18 protein-coding genes, 1 other RNA gene and 1 pseudogene are annotated in these 17,899 nt (G+C 71.2%); 14 read left to right on the top strand and 6 right to left on the bottom strand.

What is annotated here, in order from left to right:
* Nucleotides 1-261: 261 nt before the first annotated feature.
* Nucleotides 262-723: a MarR family transcriptional regulator gene (locus tag AB0H52_RS25825; protein WP_151489685.1), complete on the bottom strand. Its 462-nt coding sequence runs from the start codon at nucleotides 721-723 to the stop codon at nucleotides 262-264.
* Between the two features lie 54 nt (nucleotides 724-777).
* Here AB0H52_RS25825 and AB0H52_RS25820 point away from each other — a divergent pair, with 54 nt between their 5' ends.
* Nucleotides 778-2,001 (top strand): MFS transporter, encoded by a 1,224-nt coding sequence (locus AB0H52_RS25820; protein ID WP_151489684.1) that lies wholly within the window; start codon nucleotides 778-780, stop codon nucleotides 1,999-2,001.
* 170 nt (nucleotides 2,002-2,171) lie between these two features.
* Here AB0H52_RS25820 and AB0H52_RS25815 read toward each other — a convergent pair whose 3' ends face one another.
* Nucleotides 2,172-2,933 (bottom strand): sulfite exporter TauE/SafE family protein, encoded by a 762-nt coding sequence (locus tag AB0H52_RS25815; protein ID WP_151489953.1) that lies wholly within the window; start codon nucleotides 2,931-2,933, stop codon nucleotides 2,172-2,174.
* 92 nt (nucleotides 2,934-3,025) lie between these two features.
* Between AB0H52_RS25815 and AB0H52_RS25810 the strand changes: the two genes are divergently transcribed.
* From AB0H52_RS25810 to murJ, 5 genes are all read left to right on the top strand, one after another.
* Nucleotides 3,026-3,310, top strand: coding sequence for a hypothetical protein (locus tag AB0H52_RS25810; protein ID WP_151489952.1), 285 nt, complete (start codon nucleotides 3,026-3,028; stop codon nucleotides 3,308-3,310).
* On the top strand, nucleotides 3,307-3,693 hold the full coding sequence (locus AB0H52_RS25805) for a hypothetical protein (protein ID WP_210821001.1): 387 nt from the start codon (nucleotides 3,307-3,309) through the stop codon (nucleotides 3,691-3,693). Before AB0H52_RS25810 ends, AB0H52_RS25805 begins: the two co-directional genes overlap by 4 nt.
* A gap of 133 nt (nucleotides 3,694-3,826) precedes the next feature.
* An RNA gene (gene rnpB, locus AB0H52_RS25800) (RNase P RNA component class A) lies at nucleotides 3,827-4,242 on the top strand.
* A gap of 448 nt (nucleotides 4,243-4,690) precedes the next feature.
* A complete protein-coding gene (locus tag AB0H52_RS25795; protein WP_151489938.1) occupies nucleotides 4,691-5,692 on the top strand; it encodes a peptidoglycan bridge formation glycyltransferase FemA/FemB family protein in 1,002 nt (333 codons plus the stop codon).
* Nucleotides 5,693-5,844: 152 nt separating this feature from the next.
* On the top strand, nucleotides 5,845-7,557 hold the full coding sequence (gene murJ / locus AB0H52_RS25790) for a murein biosynthesis integral membrane protein MurJ (protein WP_151489937.1): 1,713 nt from the start codon (nucleotides 5,845-5,847) through the stop codon (nucleotides 7,555-7,557).
* A 126-nt stretch (nucleotides 7,558-7,683) separates the two neighbouring features.
* Here murJ and AB0H52_RS25785 read toward each other — a convergent pair whose 3' ends face one another.
* Nucleotides 7,684-8,607: an expansin EXLX1 family cellulose-binding protein gene (locus tag AB0H52_RS25785; RefSeq protein ID WP_357950597.1), complete on the bottom strand. Its 924-nt coding sequence runs from the start codon at nucleotides 8,605-8,607 to the stop codon at nucleotides 7,684-7,686.
* A gap of 265 nt (nucleotides 8,608-8,872) precedes the next feature.
* Between AB0H52_RS25785 and AB0H52_RS25780 the strand changes: the two genes are divergently transcribed.
* The 3 genes from AB0H52_RS25780 to AB0H52_RS25770 are packed head-to-tail and all read left to right on the top strand — an operon-like array spanning nucleotide 8,873 to nucleotide 11,669.
* Nucleotides 8,873-10,069 carry an epoxide hydrolase family protein gene (locus AB0H52_RS25780; RefSeq protein ID WP_225854489.1) on the top strand — a complete coding sequence of 399 codons (1,197 nt, stop codon included), beginning with the start codon at nucleotides 8,873-8,875 and terminating at the stop codon, nucleotides 10,067-10,069.
* On the top strand, nucleotides 10,070-11,011 hold the full coding sequence (locus AB0H52_RS25775) for a redoxin domain-containing protein (RefSeq protein ID WP_357950594.1): 942 nt from the start codon (nucleotides 10,070-10,072) through the stop codon (nucleotides 11,009-11,011).
* 43 nt (nucleotides 11,012-11,054) lie between these two features.
* A complete protein-coding gene (locus AB0H52_RS25770; protein ID WP_357950591.1) occupies nucleotides 11,055-11,669 on the top strand; it encodes a GNAT family N-acetyltransferase in 615 nt (204 codons plus the stop codon).
* Here AB0H52_RS25770 and AB0H52_RS25765 read toward each other — a convergent pair.
* Complete coding sequence (locus AB0H52_RS25765; protein WP_357950588.1) at nucleotides 11,624-11,941, bottom strand: GrpB family protein; 318 nt, start codon at nucleotides 11,939-11,941, stop codon at nucleotides 11,624-11,626. The two genes, AB0H52_RS25770 and AB0H52_RS25765, sit on opposite strands and share 46 nt — an antisense overlap.
* 47 nt (nucleotides 11,942-11,988) lie before the next feature.
* Between AB0H52_RS25765 and AB0H52_RS25760 the strand changes: the two genes are divergently transcribed.
* Entirely contained in the window at nucleotides 11,989-12,855 is an 867-nt protein-coding gene (locus tag AB0H52_RS25760) for an AraC family transcriptional regulator (RefSeq protein WP_357950585.1), read from the top strand.
* A gap of 12 nt (nucleotides 12,856-12,867) precedes the next feature.
* On the opposite strand, the gene AB0H52_RS25755 is transcribed toward AB0H52_RS25760, so the two are convergent.
* Nucleotides 12,868-13,365 (bottom strand): NUDIX domain-containing protein, encoded by a 498-nt coding sequence (locus tag AB0H52_RS25755; RefSeq protein WP_151489931.1) that lies wholly within the window; start codon nucleotides 13,363-13,365, stop codon nucleotides 12,868-12,870.
* Between the two features lie 232 nt (nucleotides 13,366-13,597).
* Between AB0H52_RS25755 and AB0H52_RS25750 the strand changes: the two genes are divergently transcribed.
* The 4 genes from AB0H52_RS25750 (at nucleotide 13,598) to npdG (ending at nucleotide 17,140) form a co-directional block, all read left to right on the top strand.
* The gene (locus tag AB0H52_RS25750) at nucleotides 13,598-13,801 is read left to right on the top strand and encodes a hypothetical protein (protein WP_151489930.1); all 204 of its coding nucleotides are present in this window, start codon (nucleotides 13,598-13,600) and stop codon (nucleotides 13,799-13,801) included.
* An 82-nt stretch (nucleotides 13,802-13,883) separates the two neighbouring features.
* The gene (locus AB0H52_RS25745; RefSeq protein WP_357950581.1) at nucleotides 13,884-14,738 is read left to right on the top strand and encodes a histone; all 855 of its coding nucleotides are present in this window, start codon (nucleotides 13,884-13,886) and stop codon (nucleotides 14,736-14,738) included.
* An 81-nt stretch (nucleotides 14,739-14,819) separates the two neighbouring features.
* The gene (locus AB0H52_RS25740) at nucleotides 14,820-16,250 is read left to right on the top strand and encodes an RNB domain-containing ribonuclease (protein ID WP_357950578.1); all 1,431 of its coding nucleotides are present in this window, start codon (nucleotides 14,820-14,822) and stop codon (nucleotides 16,248-16,250) included.
* A gap of 191 nt (nucleotides 16,251-16,441) precedes the next feature.
* Nucleotides 16,442-17,140, top strand: a complete 699-nt coding sequence (gene npdG / locus AB0H52_RS25735; RefSeq protein ID WP_151493356.1) for an NADPH-dependent F420 reductase — start codon at nucleotides 16,442-16,444, stop codon at nucleotides 17,138-17,140.
* Between the two features lie 544 nt (nucleotides 17,141-17,684).
* On the opposite strand, the pseudogene AB0H52_RS25730 reads toward npdG, so the two are convergent.
* A pseudogene (locus AB0H52_RS25730) lies at nucleotides 17,685-17,899 on the bottom strand (HNH endonuclease); the annotation flags it as partial.

Genomic DNA, 17,899 nt, shown 5'->3' with positions numbered 1-17,899 from the left:
GGTGCCGACGTGCTCGGCGCCCGGGCGTACCCGTTCCGCCCCGACCGTGCGGGCCTCGCGCGCTGCTCGCGCGCTACGGGTGTCGCCCGGGCGCTGCGGGTGCTGCGGGTGTTGCTCGGACGCTTTGGAGTTGATGTCGCAAACGAATCAGGGGTGTTCCGGCTCGGCGGATTAATCACGGGCGGCTCGGCGCGGCCGGCAGCGCTTCAGTGAAGTCAGGCGCGCTTTGGCGCGATCCGGCGCGCGTTGCCGCACGGTCGGTCAGCGGCGGCGGTTGCGGGTCACCAGGGCCTGGTTGAGGCGGCCCAGGAGGGTGGCCAGGCTGGCCCGGTCCTCGGTGCTCCAGTCGGCCAGCATGTCGCCGTAGAGCCGGGTGCGGGCGGCCTGCACGGCGGCCATCCGTTGCAGGCCGGCCGGGGTGGGGGAGATGACCGTGCCGCGTCCGTCCGTCGGGTCGGGGGCGCGGACGATGAGGCCGTCGCGTTGCAGGGCGGAGACCTGCCGGGTCACCGTCGAGCCGTCCAGGTTGAGTCGGGCGGCGAGCGCCGAGACGTTCTGCGGGCCGGCGTCGGCCAGGTGGCGCAGGATGACGTACGCCGCGCGGTCGAGCACCCGGTGCTCGGCGGTGCCGGTGGCCCGCCGGGTGGCCTCGCCGAAGCGCATCAGCAGGGCCACCTCGGTCTCGATCTGGCCGAGGGTGCTCTCGTCATCGTGGTCGCTCATAGTTGTATGATACAGACTAAATGACTGTACGATACAGCTAATTGAGGAGTTGGAGTGGATCGGCGTTCCGAACCGAACCGCAGTGCCATCTACGCCACCACACTGGTGGCCTTCCTCGCCATCGCCGGCATCGCCGTCGTCGACCCGATCCTGCCGGCCATCGGCGACGCGATCGGAGTCACCGCCTGGCAGGTCGAGCTGCTGTTCACCGCGTACATCGCGGTGATGGCCCTCGGCATGATCCCGGCGACGCTGGCCAGCGGCCGGTTCGGCTTCAAACCGGTGCTGATCACCGGCGTCTCCGTCGTCGGCCTGGCCGCGATCCTCGCCTCGTTCAGCGACAACATCGTCCAGCTGTCGGTGCTGCGCGGCGTCTGGGGGCTGGGCAACGCGATGTTCTTCGCCACCGCCATGGTGGTGCTGGTCAACCTCGCCGTCGACCGGGAATGGGTGGTGGGCCTCTTCGAGACGGCCCTCGGGCTCGGCTTCGCCGTCGGCCCGCTGATCGGCGGCCTGCTCGGCGAGGTCAGCTGGCGGCTGCCGTTCTTCGTCTGCGGCGTGTTCATGGTCGTCGCCCTCGGCGTGGCCGCCCGCAAACTCCGCGAGCCCACCAACCGGCAGGCCCCGGTACGCCTCGGTCAGATCTTCGCCACCTACCGCCGCCCGGCGTTCGTGGCGCTCTGCGTGGTCACCGCCGCGTACAACTTCGTGTTCTTCGTGGTCCTCGGCTACACGCCGCTCTTCCTCGGCCTCGACGTCATCCCGCTGGGGCTCGCGTTCACCGGCTGGGGGCTCGGCCTGGCCGCCGGCATCCTGGTCATCGGCCACCGGCTGGCCCACCGGATCGGCGCGGTGCAGACCGTCGGCGTCGCCATCGCCGGGCTACTGGTCTGCATGATCCTGTTCGCCACCTCGCACTCCACCGCCGAGGCGCTCGTGGTGCTCGTGCTCGCCGGCCTCTGCATGGGGCTCGCCAACGCCAACCTCACCGACCTGGCGCTCGGCCTCGGCTCCAGCGACCGCAGGCTCGCCACCGGCGCGTTCAACCTGGTCCGCTGGGGTGCCGCCGCACCGGCGCCGATCATCTCCGGCAAGCTCGCCGAGCACTCGCTGTCGCTGCCGTACTGGGTCGGTTTCGGGGTGCTCGTCGCTGGCGTGCTGGTCTACCTGGCCTTCGCGCACCTGATGGCGGCCGGCTACGGCGAGCGGGTGCTCTGGTCCCGCTGGAACCGCGCCGCCGCCGACACCGAGCACGAGCCCGTCGGCGAGACATGCTGACCAGATCGCGCCGTCCGGCTCAAGATCCGCGCACTTTCGGGGATACTGCTGCCTCAACGCCGACCGAGGCAGCAGTATCCCTGAAGTTGCGTGGACCTTGAGGAGCGTCGGGGTGTCGGGGTGTCGGGGTGCCGGGGGCGTGGGGGGTGCGGGGGTGTGGGCGGGCGGCCTCAGGTCAGGGCCCGCCAGAGCAGGTACAGGCCGATGATCGTGCCGAACACCACGATGATCGTCTTGAGCAGCACCGGCGGCAGCCGGCGAACCAGCCGGGCGCCCGCGTACCCCCCGATCAGCGTCGCCGGCGCGACCACCGCGACGGCCGCCCAGTTCACCGGGCCGAACAGGGCGAACACCACCAGCGTGGTCAACCCCACCACCGCGGAGAGCAGATTCTTGATCGCGCTCACCCGGGCCAGGGTCGCGTCCAACACCAGGGCCAGCCCGGCCACCAGCATCACCCCGAGCGCGGCGCCGAAGTACCCGCCGTACACCGCACCGAGCGCGACCATCGTCTGCACCGCGACCGTTCGCTGGCGTGGCGACAGGTCCCGGGGGTGGCCGACCAGCCGGCGCAGCGGATCCTGGAAGGCCAGCACCGCGGTCGCGCCGAGGACCAGAAACGGTACGACCAGCTCGAACGCACGGGCCGGAGTCGCGAGCAGCAGCAACGCCCCGAGGATCGTGCCAACGATGGTGGTGGGCACCAGCGTGGCCAGTGCGCGGGGGCGCGGCAGGTCCGCCCGGCTGCCCGCCACGCTGGCGAGGTAACCGGGGAAGACGGCGACGGAGTTGCTGACGTTCGCCGGCACCGGGGGCAACCCGATCGCGATCATCGCCGGGAACGTGATCAACGATCCGCCACCGGCCACCGCGTTGACCGTGCCAGCGGCGAGACCGGCGGCGAGCAGCAGCGCGGCGTGGGAGAGATCCATAGCCCCACGAGGCTAGTACGCGCGCCGAACCCGTCGTGAGCTGGCCGGCGAGGCGGAACAGGGCAGCGGTATACCGGTCGTATACTCCGGTCGTGGATACCACGATCAAAGTCGACACCGAGGTACGCGACCGCTTGGCGCTCCTGGCGAACGAACGTGGAACGACGATGCGGGACCTCGTCGCCCAGCTCACCCAGGCGGCACTCACCGCCGACGAACTGCGCGACCGCGCGGCGCGCGCGGAGCAGTACGTCCGACTCAAGATCGCTGCCGACCTCAGCGCCGACGACCTCACCCGGGGCGAGGACGTCTGGGCGGCCGTCGAGGCTGGCAATGTCCCGGAATCTCTAGCCGAAGATGGCCGGCGGGCGGCGTGACCGAGGCCGCGGTCATCCTCGACCACACGGCGCTGCTCGCGCTCGGTGCCGGCAACCCGGCGCTCTCCGGGCTCGTGGTCACCGCACACAGGGATGCGGGGCGGCACGTCCAGGTGCCGGCACTCTGCCTTGCCGCAGCCACCTCCGCCCGCCCGGCCCTGGGCGAGCACATCGGTGCACTACCAGCGCTGGAGGTCGTCGAGCTGGGCTACGCGACCGCTCTGCTGGTGGGGCGTCTGCTACGTCAAGGTGTGGATTGGCAGCTAGCCCATGCCGCCGCGCTGGGACGTCCCGACGCCGAGTGGCCCACCGGGCGTCCGGTCCTCACCGAGTTGCCGAAGGCGTACGCCGGAACCGGTGTCGTGACGATCAGCGTGAACTGACCGGTCTCCACGCGCGCTGCCGTGCGGGCCGGGTCTGTCGAAGGCCCGCCTGCGGGGCAGGTCTGCGCGGGCACCCGCCTGCGGGGCGGCAATAGGCGTGCCGCCGGCGTCGTTAGGATGAGAGCGCGACGGACGAGTCGACCGGGCGGTCGCGTCGGCGGGCTACGGCCCGCCGCCGAGGAACGTCCGGACTCCACAGGGCAGGGTGGTTGTTAACGGCAACCCGGGGCGACCCGCGGGAAAGTGCCACAGAAAACAGACCGCCGACCCCAACGGGGACGGTAAGGGTGAAACGGTGGGGTAAGAGCCCACCAGCACCCCGGGTGACCGGGGTGGCTCGGTAAACCCCACCCGGAGCAAGGCCAAGCAAGGGCCGTCACCGCAAGATGACGTCCCGGCGCAGACGCTTGAGGGCTGCCCGCCCGATGTCTGCGGGTAGGCCGCTGGAGCCTGCCGGCAACGGCAGGCCGAGATGGATGGCCGCCGCCGGCGCAAGCCCCTCGGGGTACGCGCCGCGCACAGAATCCGGCGTACAGGTCGACTCGTCCGTCGCCCACCAGCTCAGAGACCTGACCAAGGCTCTGAGCTGCTCGCCGACGGACCGCTGGCCACCCAGATTCATGGCGCCGCCGGTCCCGGCCCAGACACTTGTTGACGAGGAGGGGATGTGAGGGCGCGCGGGCATGTCTCATCCCTGGAAGGCCTCGACGACTTCGGGGCTGGGGTGTGACGATCGCCGCACTTGGCAACGGCCGTCCAACGTGCGGCGTCTTGAAAACCGTGAGAAGTGATCTGAGCTTCGACGCCGCTGGTGGCCCGTACTCGTGACGAGTTGCAGGTCGAGTCGCCCGGCGGTATGGATAACGGGACGGCCGAGCGTGCCCTGGGACTATGACAGACTCGCCGTCCACTACCACGCCACGGTTGGGGCGCACCCCCGTACAACGCCCTCATCCTGCGCGCCGTGAATGAACGCTCCGGAAAGGCCCCTCAACTCATGGTTCTGCAAGCACACACGGCATGGGAGAACAAGCTTCCCGACGACTCCTGGGACCAGGAGTTGTTCATGCGGGGCGGACATTTCCTGCAGAGCACTCACTGGGGTGCTGTTCAACTGAGTCTCGGCAGCCGGGTGTTCTTCGGCCAGGGCGACGGCTGGCAGTGCCTGGCGATCCTGGAACGCTCGAACCGGGTCACCCGCCTCTACTGCCCGCACGGCCCCACGGCCCGGGACGAGCAGAGCTACCTCGCCGCGCTCCAGTGGCTACAGACCCTCGGGCACCGCGAGGGTGCCGCCTTCATCCGGTTGGAACCGCTGGTTCCCCTGGAGAAGGCTGACCTCGTCAGGCTCGGGCACAAGCCCGCGCTCACCGAGATCGAACCGTCTCTCGTGCTCGAACAGGACCTGCGCAAGTCCAAGGAGCAGCTGCTCAGCGAGTTTTCCCCCAACAACCGACAACGATTCCGCAACGCCCACAAAAAGGGCCTACAGATCGAGGCGAGCAAGAACAGCGCCGACGTCCGGTACCTGCTTCAGATGGTGCACGAGGTGGCCGTCCACAACCAGATCGTGCCGCACCCCGACGAGCACTACCAGCACCTCGCGGATGTCCTGCTGGAACGGGACGCCGCCACCCTCTACGTCGTACGGCATGAGGGCGAGGCGGTGTCCGCCGCGATCGTCTTCGACAGTCCGACCACGCGGCACGTCGGCCATTCGGGCAGCCTGCACAGCGCCCGCCGGCTCAACCCCGGCGTCCTGATGCGCGCCACGATGATCTTCGATGCCAAGGAGCGCGGGCAGCAGACATTCGACTCGCTCGGTGTCGCGCCACCGGACGAACCCGACCACCCCTGGGCGGGCGTGAGTCAGTTCAAGATGTCGTTCGGCGGCACGCTCCGGTACTACCTGGGCACCTGGGAGGTGCCGTGCAGCGGCTGGTACTCGGTGTACCGGTCCGCCTACTCCGCGTACATAAAGGTGAACCGAATGCGGTGAGGCGGTGCGACAGGCGTGGCGGACCTCAGGCCCACGGCGAGGGCCGTTGCGTCGGGAACATCAACGACCTCTAGGGTTGTCGCGGCGCGGAAGCGGCAGCCGTCAGCGCCGAATCCGAATGCGATCGCCTGGCAATCTCGACAGGAGGCCCGATGATCTCCGGCCAGCAAGAGGGTGTAACCACCGCCCGGATCGGTCCACCGGCGGCCGAGGCGGACGCCACACCGGTAGCCACCGCTGAGGCGGACGCCACACCGGCGCCGCCCGCCGCCACCGCGTCGAGCGGTGTGATCATGGCGGTGGGCAGCCTTGTCAGCAGGCTCACCGGCTTTCTGCGCACGGTGCTCATCGGTGCCGCGCTCGGTGCGACCGTCGGCGGTGTCGGGGACGCGTACACGACCGCCCAGATGCTGCCGAGTCAGATCTACGAGCTGGTGCTCGGCGCGGTCGGGGCGAGCGTGCTGGTGCCGGTGCTGGTGCGGCGCCGTCGACTGGACGCGGACGGCGGTCAGGCGTACACCCAGGCCTTGTTGACGCTGGCGGTGCTGGCGCTGGGGGTCGCCACCGCGCTGGCGGTCGTCGCGGCCCCGTTGTTCGCGTCGATCTACGCGGGTTCTCGGGCGGCTGACTACCGCGACCTGGTCACCGTGCTGTCGTACCTCCTGCTGCCGATGATCTTCTTCATCGGCCTGTCGGTCGTCATCGGCGCGGTGCTCAACGTCCGCGGCCACTTCGCCGCACCGATGTGGGTACCGATCCTGAACAACGTCGTGATGATCGCGGTGTGCGGTGGCTACATCGCCCTGTTCACCGCCCGGGAAATCACCCCCGCCCAGATGACGCCGGGCAAGATCGCGTTGATCGGCGGCGGCACGCTGCTGGGCATGGCCTCGCAGACGCTCGCGCTGCTACCCGCACTGCGCAAGGTGGGTTTCCGGTGGCGGTTTCGGTGGAATCCGCGATCGTTGGAGCTGGCCGAGCTGGCTCGCCTCGCCGGCTGGATGCTCTGCTTCGTGGCGACCAACCAGGTCGGCGTCTTCGTGGTGGTGCAGCTGGTCAGCCAGGCGGACGCGGGCGCGGGCCTGCTGATCTACAACAACGTCTACCTGTTGGTGATGATGGCGCACGGCGTCGTCGGTGTGTCGGTGATGACGGCGCTGTTGCCGCGGATGAGTGACGCGGCCGCGCGGAACCGGCTCAGTGAGGTGTCCGACGACCTGTCCCGCGGGATGCGTACGGTCGTGGCCGCGCTCGCGCCGGTCGTGGCGTTGTACGCGGTGCTGGCCGGCCCGATCTCCGTGGTGCTGTTCCGCTGGGGCGCGTTCGGCGCGGACGAGGCCGAGGCCACCGCCACGGTGTTGGTGGTGGGCGCGTGCGCGGTGATACCGATGTCGGTCAGTTACCTGTGCAACTTCACGTTCTACTCGATGCGGGGCAACAAGACGGTCGCCCTGATCAATATCGTCGGGGTGTTGCTGCGGGTGGTCGTGCAGATCCTGCTGACGGTCCTGTTGGCGGAGTCGTTGACGGTGGCGGGGTTGATGCTGGGCAACGCGGTCTCGTACGTCGGGGCGGCGGCGATCTCGCTGACGGTGCTGCGCCGCCGGATCGGCCGGCTCGGGTTGCCGGCCATCGCGGCCAGCGGCGCGAAGGTGGCGGTCGCGGTGACGGGCGCCGCCGCGCTGGGTTGGCTCGTGCTGCGGCTGTTGCCAGGTGCCGCGGCGCCATCGTTCGGGCAGGCGGTGGCGCAGCTGGCCGTCGGCGGCGTGGTGATCGTCGGCGGATACTTGGTGCTGGCCTGGGCGCTGCGGGTGCATGAGGTAACGGCGGTGGTGGGAATGGTTCGGCGCAAACTGGGCCGCTGATTCGGCAGCGGCTGCGGCGTGGCCGGCGCCAGGAACGAATCACCCGGGTTGGCCACCGCGAGGCTGTCCTGCCTGGATTCACGGAAGACGAGTGGATCAACGGCCAGCCAGGCCCAACGTTGAGGGTCAGCAGTGGGAGGTGTTGAGCGGGGCGGCGCCGGCGAGGGCTTCGACTGTCGTCGTCGGCGCGACCGACTCCGCCGGGGTCGGCGAGGGCGCGGTGGTGGGGGACGGCGGGGCCGAGGGTGAGCTGCTGGGCGCGGCGACGCTGGCAAGGGTGGCCATGCTGCGTTGGACCTGCTTCGTGACCATCCGGATGTCGGTCGCGGTCGTCTGGTGGCCGTACACGTCGGTGACCCTGATGGTGTAGGGCCCCGGGCCGATCCCGTCCTCGACGGTCCAGTAGTTGTCGGTCTGGCGGGCTGCCTTGTGGAAGCCGCCGCCCGGCCCCTTCGCCTCGACCGAGCGCAGCGGGTTGCCGTGGTTGCCGACCTGCACCGCGAACCAGTACCGCGAGGCGCCATCCTTTATCCGGAAGGTGAGGCCGCCGTCGAGCGGTGGGTTCACCACCGCACGGTACGTCACGGTCGCGATGCCCTGCGCACGGTCGGCGATCTTCGCGAACGCCTCGTCGGAGAGGTCTATCTTGCCGGGGCCGCAGCCGCCGCACTGGTCGATGACCATGACCCGGACCGTGCCCCTCGGGCCGCTCACGTCCAGGTAACTGCCGCAGGCTGCCGCGCGGGAGTACTCGGACGAGCCGAGGGCCACGTAGAGCCGGTCGGCCGGAGGGGCTGGGAAGGAGCAGGTGCCTCCCGAGCGGCCCGCGTCGTAGAAGCTGGCCTTTCCCCTGTGGACGGTGTCACCCGTCGGCGGTGCGGCACAGGCCGGGGTGGGGCCGGAGCGTACGGCGAGGGTGATGCCGAGTACGGCGGCCAGGGCGGTGATCCCGGCGCCGGCCAACCAGTGTCGGACCCGCCGATTCGTCCGGAGCGTGCCGGTGTCGCCGGCCGGGATGTCGTTGTCGGGGGCCGTGCCTGGTGCCGTCACGGCGCCTGATGTTGCCGCACCGTCTCGCGGCAGCGCAACAACACCCACCCGGACCGTCCCGGCCGCGTCATGGCTGCGGCGCCCCACCCGGACCGACGGTGAGTCGTGCGCCGGCTCCTGATCGCCGGTGCCGTGGCCACCAGGCCACCGCCGGCGGCGCCGGAGCCGGTGAACCGATGAGAGTGTCGAGCGTCGTCATCCCGTAGCACCGCACGCTCCAGGCAGCGTCGCGACACCGACCGGGCCGTTCGATCGTCGTCCGACCATGCCTAGGTGGGGAGCCGCAGCGCCTTGGCCGGTCGTCCGTGCGGCACGGGGATGCTGGCGGCGCATCGCGGCGACCCGCTGGCCGGACAAGGAAACGGTCGACGACCAGTCACAGGGCGTGCCACTCGCGACGATTCAGGCCGTCGCCCGCTATTGGGAGCAGGAGTACGACTGGCGCAAGGTCGAGGCACGGCTGAACGCCGTACCGCAGTTCATGACCACCATCGACGGGGTGGACATCCACTTCATCCACGTGCGCTCCCCGCACGAGGACGCGCTGCCGCTCATCGTCACGCACGGATGGCCCGGATCGGTGATCGAGCAGATGAAGATCATCGAGCCGCTGACCGATCCCACGGCGCACGGCGGGAGCGCGTCGGACGCCTTCCACCTGGTTATCCCGTCGCTGCCCGGGCACGGCTTCTCGGGCAAGCCGACCTCGTCGGGCTGGAATCCGCAGAAGATCGCGACCGCCTGGACGGAGCTGATGAAGCGCCTCGGCTACTCGCGGTTCGTGGCACAGGGCGGCGACTGGGGTGCGGTCATCGTGGACCAGATGGGCATCCAGGCGCCGGCGGAACTGCTCGGCATCCACACCAACATGCCCGGTGCCATCCCACCCGAGATCGACCTGTTGTTCCAGGGCGACACCACCGGCGCGAACAACGCCATGGGCTCGCTGCCGTCCGGTCTCTCCGCCGACGAGATGCGTGCCGCCGAGGAGGCCAACTACGTCTGGAAGCACGTCGCGTACGCCCTCATGATGGCGACGCGTCCGCAGACGCTGACCGGGCTGGCGGATTCTCCCGTCGGCCTGGCGTCCTTCCTGCTCGACCACGACGCGAAGAGCCTGGCCCTGATCGCGCAGGTCTTCGACGGGGCCACGGCGGGCCTCACCCGCGACGACATCCTGGACAACATCTCGCTGTACTGGCTGACGAACACGGCGATCTCCGCGGCCCGTCTGTACGCGGAGAACAAGCTCTCCTTCTTCGCCGCGAAGGGCGTCAACGTCCCGGTGGCCGTGAGCGTCTTTCCCGACGAGCTGTACGAGGCGCCGCAGAGTTGGGCCGAGCAGGCGTACCCCAATCTCATCTACTACAACAAGCTCGACGTGGGCGGGCACTTCGCGGCCTGGGAACAGCCGAAGATCTTCACCGAAGAGCTTCGCACCGCCTTCCGGTCGCTGCGCTAGATGGCCGTGCACATGCCCCCGCTGAACGGGGCGGCCGAGTGGCTCAACGCCGAGCCACGCGGCCCCGCCGACCTGGGTGGGCGCGTCGTCCTGGTGAACTTCTGGACGCTGACCTGCATCAACTGGCTGCGCCAGGAGCCGTACGTCCGGGCCTGGTCGCAGGCGTACCGGGACGACGGGCTGATCGTCGTCGGGGTGCACACCCCGGAGTTCGGGTTCGAGCACGACGTCGACTGGGTGCGGCGGGCGGTCGCGGCCCGATCGATCGACTACCCGGTGGCGGTCGACAACGACTACGTGATCTGGCGCGCCTTCGACAACCACTACTGGCCGGCGCTCTACTTCGTCGACACCGACGGCGTGATCCGCGACGACCACTTCGGCGAGGGACGCTACGAGCAGTCCGAGCGGGTGCTCCAGCAGCTGCTCGGCATCGAGCGCGAACCCGTACCCGTGCAGGGGGTCGGCCCGGAGGCGGAGGCCGACTGGAACAACCTGCGGACCCCCGAGACGTACCTCGGTTTCAGTCGCGGCGACCTGTTCGCGTCGCCGAACGGCCCCGCGCTCGACGAACGCCGCGCCTACGACCTGCCGGCGAGCCTGGGCCTCAACCAGTGGGCCCTGGCGGGGGAGTGGACGATCGGGTCGGAGCGTGTCGTGCTCGACCGGGCCGGCGGCGGCATCGCCTTCCGGTTCCACGCCCGCGACGCGCATCTCGTGCTGGCCCCCGGGGCGGGACAGCCGATCCCGTTCCGCGTGCTGCTCGACGGCGCGGCTCCCGGCCCGTCACACGGCGTCGACGTCGACGAGAACGGCGACGGCGTACTCCAGGACGGCCGCCTCTACCAGCTCGTCCGCCAGGACGGCACGGTCGGTGAGCGGACCCTGGAGATCACGTTCGGCGAGCCCGGCGCCGAGGCCTACGCCTTCACCTTCGGCTAGCGGGGCCGCCGCCCGCGCGCGGGCCGGGATAGTGTCGAGTGCTGTGACAGCGCCCGAGATCACCATCGCCACCCCAGCGGACCGTCACGCGGTGGTCGGCACGCTGGTCGCCGCGTTCGCCGAGGATCCCATCCTGCGGTACCTGTTCCCGGACGAGGAGACCTATCCGCGCCACGCCGCGGTCTTCTTCGGGCACCTCTTCGACAAGCGGGTGCACCGGTCGTCGATCTGGACGATCGGCGGCGGTGCGGCGGTCGCCGTCTGGGAGCCGCCGGCCAGCGGCGACGCCGCCCCGGACGATGGCTTCGACGGTCGATTCCCCGCCGACGTGCTGGCCCGCGTCCAGGGCTACGACGAGGCCGTGCACGCCGCCCTGCCGGCGTACCCGTTCTGGTATCTCGGCGTCCTGGGCACCCACCCCGACAGCGCCGGACGCGGTTGGGGCCGTGCCGTCATGCGGGCCGGGCTGGAACGCGCTGCCGCCGACGGTCTCCCGGCGATTCTGGAGACCAGCGAACCGGGCAACGTCGAGCTGTACCGCCGGGCCGGTTGGGAGGTGCTGGGCTCGCTGTCGGAGCCCAAGCCCACCTGGATCATGCAGCAGCCACCGCGTCAGCAGTCGGTCGCCACGTCGCAGGCGGCGAAGATGCGCGCGTAGATCTCGTCGATGACGTCGTTCTTCGCCAGGCTGTAGTCGCGCGGTCGGTGCGCGGTCTCCCGCGCGAGACGCCGCTTGGTCGCGGCATACCGCTCCCGGACTGCCGGATGCGAGCGCAACCAGTCGCGAAAGAGCCGGTGCCGGACGGGTTCGGGCGCACCCTGCGGCCAGACGTGCCGCCCTCCTTGAGCAGCAAAGTCCGCCAGGCTACGACACGACGATCGGTGCGGCCGCACCCGACCGTTACGGGCACCGGATGTCGGGTGGGCCACCGGCCCCGCCGCATAGCGTCACTGCTCGTAAAGGGAAGGAGGCCCGGGTGCTGGAGCGGCTCAACGAGGCCATGGCGCACATCGAGCGGCACCTCGACCAGCAGATCGAGGTGGCGGAGCTGGCGCGGATCGCGCTGACGTCGGAGTACCACTTCCGGCGGCTGTTCTCGGCGCTGGCCGGCATACCGCTGTCGGAGTACATCCGTCGTCGCCGGCTGACCGTCGCCAGCGCGGATGTGCTCGCGGGGGAGCGGACGCTGCTCGACATCGCGGTGCGCTACGGCTACGGATCCGCCGAGGCGTTCGCCCGGGCGTTCCACGCCGTGCACGGCGTGGGGCCCGGAGAGGCCCGGCGTACGGGGGCGACGCTGCGCGCCCAACCCCGGATGTCCTTCCGACTCACCGTCGAAGGGAGCGGCAGCATGGAGTATCGAATCGTCGGCAAGGAGGCGTTCACCCTGGTGGGGCGCAAGGCCCGGGTGCCGCTGGTGCACGAGGGGATGAACCCGGCGATCGTCGCGTTCATCCGGAGCATCGACCGGGACACGGTCGAGCGGATCGAGGCGCTCTCCGATCAGGAGCCGTCCGGGATCGTCAACGTCAGCGCCAACCTGGCCGACGGCCGGGAGGAGGGCAGCGAGCTGGACTACTGGCACGGGGTGGTCACCGGCGGTACGCCGCCGCAGGACCTGGACGCGCTGCCCGTGCCGGCCGGGACGTGGGCGGTCTTCACCACCTCTGGTGCGTTCCCGCAGGCCGTGCAGTACCTGTGGCGCGACGTGTTCACCCAGTGGTTCCCGTCCAACCCGTACCGCAGCCGACCCGGACCGGAGATCTCCCGGGTCCGGGTGTCCGCGGACGGCACGGAGGCGGACGCCGAACTGTGGATCCCGGTGGAGCGGGTCACGTCGTGACCAGCCCAGGTCTCAGGCGGGCACGTCATCCCAGGTGGTGCCCGGCGGCAGGTACCCTGCCGCCGGGTTCTCCCGCAGCGCGTAGGCGATGACCAGCAGGGCGTGCTTGTCCAACTCGGGCAGCCGATCCAACGAGAACCACCGCACGGCCAGCGACTCGTCGTCGTTGACCCGCGCGGTGCCGGCCACCACCCGGCACAGGAAGCCCAGGTTGAGGTACTCGCAGCGGTCCCCGTTGGGGTACGTGTGCGGGTGCGAGACGGCGCTGGTCATCCGGACCGGGGCCACGTCCACGCCGGTCTCCTCCTGGACCTCACGGACCAGCGCGGTGGCCGGCTGCTCACCCGGCTCGACGAACCCGCTGATCACCGACCAGCGGCCGTCGTCGGCACGCTGGCCCAGCAGCAGCTCGTCCGCGTCGTTGCGGACCACCGCGCTGACGCTGGGCAGCCACAGCAGATCCTGGCCGACGTGCTTGCGCATCCCCACGATGTAGTCCGGTATCGCCATCGGGCGATCATAGGCCGCGACCCCACGGCCACCGCCGCCGCGCGACGCCGCCGCGCGGGTGTGCGGACCTCCAGGTCCGGGTCGCTCCGGACCCGCACCTTGACCGGCTGGTCGTCTTGGACCTATTTCGGCGTTTTGCTCCCGGGGGCGGGAAGCAACTCTACTGTGGAGAGGGTCGGCGACTTGCGTGATCCGGTGGCGGCCGGCCGGTACGCGGTGCACAGTGATTCCCATGACCAACAGTGAGCGTGGTGGGAAGTACTACTGGTGCACCCGGCACCACCGGGTCGAGACGGACGCCGACGTGTGCCCGGCGAAGCACGTCCTCGGCCCGTACGACTCGGCGGCCGACGCGGAGAACGCCCTGCAGCGCGTGCAGGAGCGGAACGAGGCGTGGGACGCAGAGGACGCCCGTTGGGCCGGGGAGGACAGGTAGGCGGCGCGGGACGGTCCGCGCCGAGGCATTTCGTGCTCCGCGAGGACGCACGCGAGAGCACGTCCCCAAGGAGGGAACCACGATGGCCGTGACACAGCAGGCCACCACCCGCCCGGCCGCCCGACGCACCACCGCGAAGAAGACCGCCGCGGCGGAGCGGAACACCGCGGCGAGCCGGACCACCCCCGTGCGCAAGTCCACCACGGCCGCCGCGAAGGCCCCGGCCCGCAAGGCCGCCGGCGCCGCGGGGCGTGCCCCGGCGAAGAAGACCACCACGGCGGCCAAGAAGGCGCCGGCGAAGAAGACCACCACCACGACCACCGCGGCGGCCAAGAAGGCCCCCGCGAAGAAGACCACCACCCGCACGACCACCGCGGCGAAGCGGACCCCGGCGTCCACGACGCGCAAGACCACCGCCGCCGCGACGAAGACCACGGGTACGGCGAGAAAGACCACGGGTACGGCGAAGAAGACCACCAGCGCCGCGAAGAAGACCGTGAGCGCCGCGAAGAAGACCACCTCGTCGGCGGCGAAGAAGACCACCTCGTCGGCCGCGAAGAAGACCACCGCCGCGGCGAAGGCGCCGGCGCGTAAGGCCGCGACCAAGGCGTCCACGGTGAAGAAGACGGCCGCGAAGAAGGCACCCGCCAAGAAGGCGCCGGCGAAGAAGACGACGGCGAAGAAGACCGCCTCCACCCGCCCGAGCGGCGGCGCCCGCAAGGCACCGGCGAAGAAGGCACCGGCCGCGAAGGCGACCGGCACCTCCTCGACGGCCGCCCGCAAGGCGGCGGCGAAGAAGGCGCCAGCGAAGAAGACCGTCGCGGCCAAGGCCCCGGCCCGCAAGGTGACCGCCCGCAAGTCGCCGGCCCGTCCGGCCGCAGCCCGGGCCACCACCCCCCGGGGTACGCGCAGCACCGCCCGGAAGGCGACCAGCTGAGCGCACGACTCCCGGGCCGGTCGAAAGATCTCGGCCGGTCACCGGAAGCGGATCACCGGTGGCGCTGTCAGGATTGACCTCGTGGTCATCCGACGCGTACTCGCTCCCCGCATCGACTTCGCCGCGCTCCGCCGCGAACTCGGCCTGCCCGAGGGTTTCCCGGCCGATGCCCAGCGGGAGGCCGACGAGGCGGCCGCGGCACCACCGCGGCCGCCCGTCGACCGTACCGACGTTCCGTTCGTCACGGTCGACCCCGCCACCTCCCGCGACCTGGACCAGGCGATGCACCTCGCCCGCCGCCCGGGCGGCGGCTATCGGGTGCGGTACGCCATCGCGGACGTCGCCGCGCACGTCGGCCCGGGTGGCGCCCTGGAGGCGGAGACGTGGCGGCGCGGGCAGACCGTCTACCTGCCCGACGGGCACGTGCCGCTGCACCCGCTGACGCTCAGCGAGGGCGCGGCCAGCCTGCTGCCCGACGACGACCGCGCCGCCGTGGTCTGGACCATCGACCTGGACGCCGACGGCGGCACGGTGGCCGTCGAGCTGGAACGCGCCCTGGTGCGCAGCCGGGCGAAACTCGACTACACCGGTGTGCAGGCCGCGGCCGACGCCGGACGGCTGCCCGAGCCGATCGCGTTGCTGCCCGAGATCGGTGACCGGCTGACCGCCCGCGGGCTGCGTCGCGGCGCCATCAACCTCCCGCTACCCGAGCAGGACGTGGAACCCGACGGCGACGGCTGGCGGCTGGTGCTGCGCGGCCCCGTACCCATGGAGGAGCACAACGCGCAGATCTCCCTGCTGACCGGGATGGCCGCCGCCGACATCATGCTGGCCGGCGGCGTGGGCCTGCTGCGCACCATGCCGTCCCCGAAACCGGAGGCCGTGCAGCGCCTGCGGGCCGCCGCCGCACCGCTGGGCGTGCGCTGGCCGGACGGCGCCGGGCCGGGCGAGGTCATCGCCGGACTGGACCCCGGCCAGCCACGTGCCGCCGCGTTCATCGATCAGGCGGCCGAGCTGATGCGCGGCGCCGCGTACACCGCTTTCGACGGCGCGCCGCCGGAGCAGCCGCTGCACGGCGGGGTGGCCGCCGCGTACGCCCATGTCACGGCGCCGCTGCGGCGCCTCGCCGACCGGTACGCCACCGAGGTCTGCCTGGCTCTGCACGCGGGCCGACCGGTGCCCGACTGGACGCGCGCCGCGCTGCCCCGGCTGCCGGAGGTGATGGCCAGCACCGACCGGACCGCCTCGGCGGCCAGCCGGGGAGCCGTCGAGCTGGCCGAGGCGGTGCTGCTGGCGGACCGGGTCGGGGAGACCTTCGACGCGGCCGTCCTGGATGTCGACGCCCCGCCCAACGGCCGGTCCCGCCCCCGCCCGCCCGGCGGCACGGTCGCCCTGGACACCCCACCGGTACGCGGCCGCTGCCTCGGTGACCTGCCGCTGGGTGAACGGGTCCGGGTCCGCCTGGTCACCGCCGACCCGGCGGCCCGCACGGTCCTGTTCGAGCTGGCCTGACCCGCCCCGCCGCCGGGCCTTCCGGGCCAGCGGGCTTTCAGGTCGGTGGGTCTTTCGGGTCGGCGGGCCTTCCGGGTCAGCGGGCCTTTCGGGTCGGCGGGCCTTCCGGGTCAGCGGGCCTTTCGGGTCGGCGGGGACTGTCACAACGCCTGCCGCTGCTGCCGGCCCGAGCGGTTTGCGAGGATGAGCCCATGGCATACGACGCGAGCACGCTGCCCGACGTGTCCGGGCTGACGGTCGGCATCATCGGTGGCACGGGCGACCAGGGGCGGGGCCTCGCCTACCGGTTCGTCCGGGCCGGGCAGACGGTGCTGATCGGTTCCCGGTCCGCCGAGCGTGCCGCCGAGTCCGCCGCCGAGATCGCCGCCCTGCCCGGGTTGCCGGCGGACGCCAGCATCACCGGTGCGGCCAACGACGAGGTGGCTCGGCGCAGCGACGTGGTGATCATCGCGGTGCCGTGGGACGGGCACGCCGCCACCGTCGCCGCCCTCGCCGAGCCGCTCGCCGGCCGGATCGTCGTCGACTGCGTCAACCCGCTCGGCTTCGACAAGCAGGGCCCGTACGCGCTGACCGTCGCCGAGGGCAGCGCCGTGCAGCAGGCCGCCGCGCTCCTGCCCGACTCCCGGGTCTGCGCGGCGTTCAACCACGTCAGCGCCCCGCTGCTCGCCGACCCCGAGATCGACCGGATCGACCTCGACGTACTGATCTGCACCGAGGACCGCGAACTGGTCGACGTGGTCGGTGCGCTCGCCGCCCGGATCCCCGGCATGCGCGGCATCTACGCCGGCCGGCTGCGCAACGCCCACCAGATCGAGGCGTTCACCGCCAACCTGATCGCCATCAACAAGCGCTACAAGGCACACGCCGGCATCCGCGTCACGGACGTCTGACCTGCCTCGCCGACGTCCGGGTCGCCTCGCTGGCGTCGGGGTCGCCTCGCTGGCGTCCGGGTCGCCTCGCTGGGGCCCGGATCCGCTGAACGGCGCTCGGAGCCGCCCCCCGACGTCCGGACCCGCTGACGGATGCCCGGAGGTGCTGACCGGCGCTCGGTCGTGCCGACTTCCCGGACGCCCGCGGCCCTTACGGTGCGCTGACCTGCGGCGGCTTGCTGGCTGCGTCCGCCTGCTGGCTCGCGTCGGTGTCTGGCTGCGTCGGCGTGCTGCTTGCGGGTTCGCAATGGCGCGCCCGGCTTCCGGTTCCCGGCATGACTGCTCCTCCTCCTGTTGAACGCATGGCCGTTGGGTCCGCCAGCCCGGAGGCATCGACGGACCGCTGGGCGCATGACACCGGCTTCTCCGCAGGCCGGGGAGCCTCTTCGTCATGTGGGTGTGGCGATCGGTCCCGGAGACCGCCGCACTCGCTTGCCGTTCACCGCTCGATGGGTCGGGTGGCGACGGGCTCGGCTCGTTGCCTGATTGGGCCACAGGCGGTGGTCTATGTCCGTCGGTGGTAGTGGTTGCGGCGGGGGATGTGCTTCGGGTCGAGCCAGGCGGGTGGGACGAATTCGGGGTGGCCGTCGCCGGCGATGTGGACGGTCCAGTCGCTGTGGTGCAGGTGTCGGTGGTGGTGGCCGCAGAGGAGGACGGCGTTGTTGAGGGTGGTGTGGCCGCCGTCGGTCCAGTGGTGGATGTGGTGGGCGTGGCACCAGC

It is taken from the genome of Micromonospora sp. NPDC050695, assembly GCF_040654415.1.
GTDB lineage: Bacteria > Actinomycetota > Actinomycetes > Mycobacteriales > Micromonosporaceae > Micromonospora.
The sequence above is the reverse complement of the archived record's forward strand: the minus strand, read 5'-3'. Positions and strand labels throughout refer to the sequence as shown.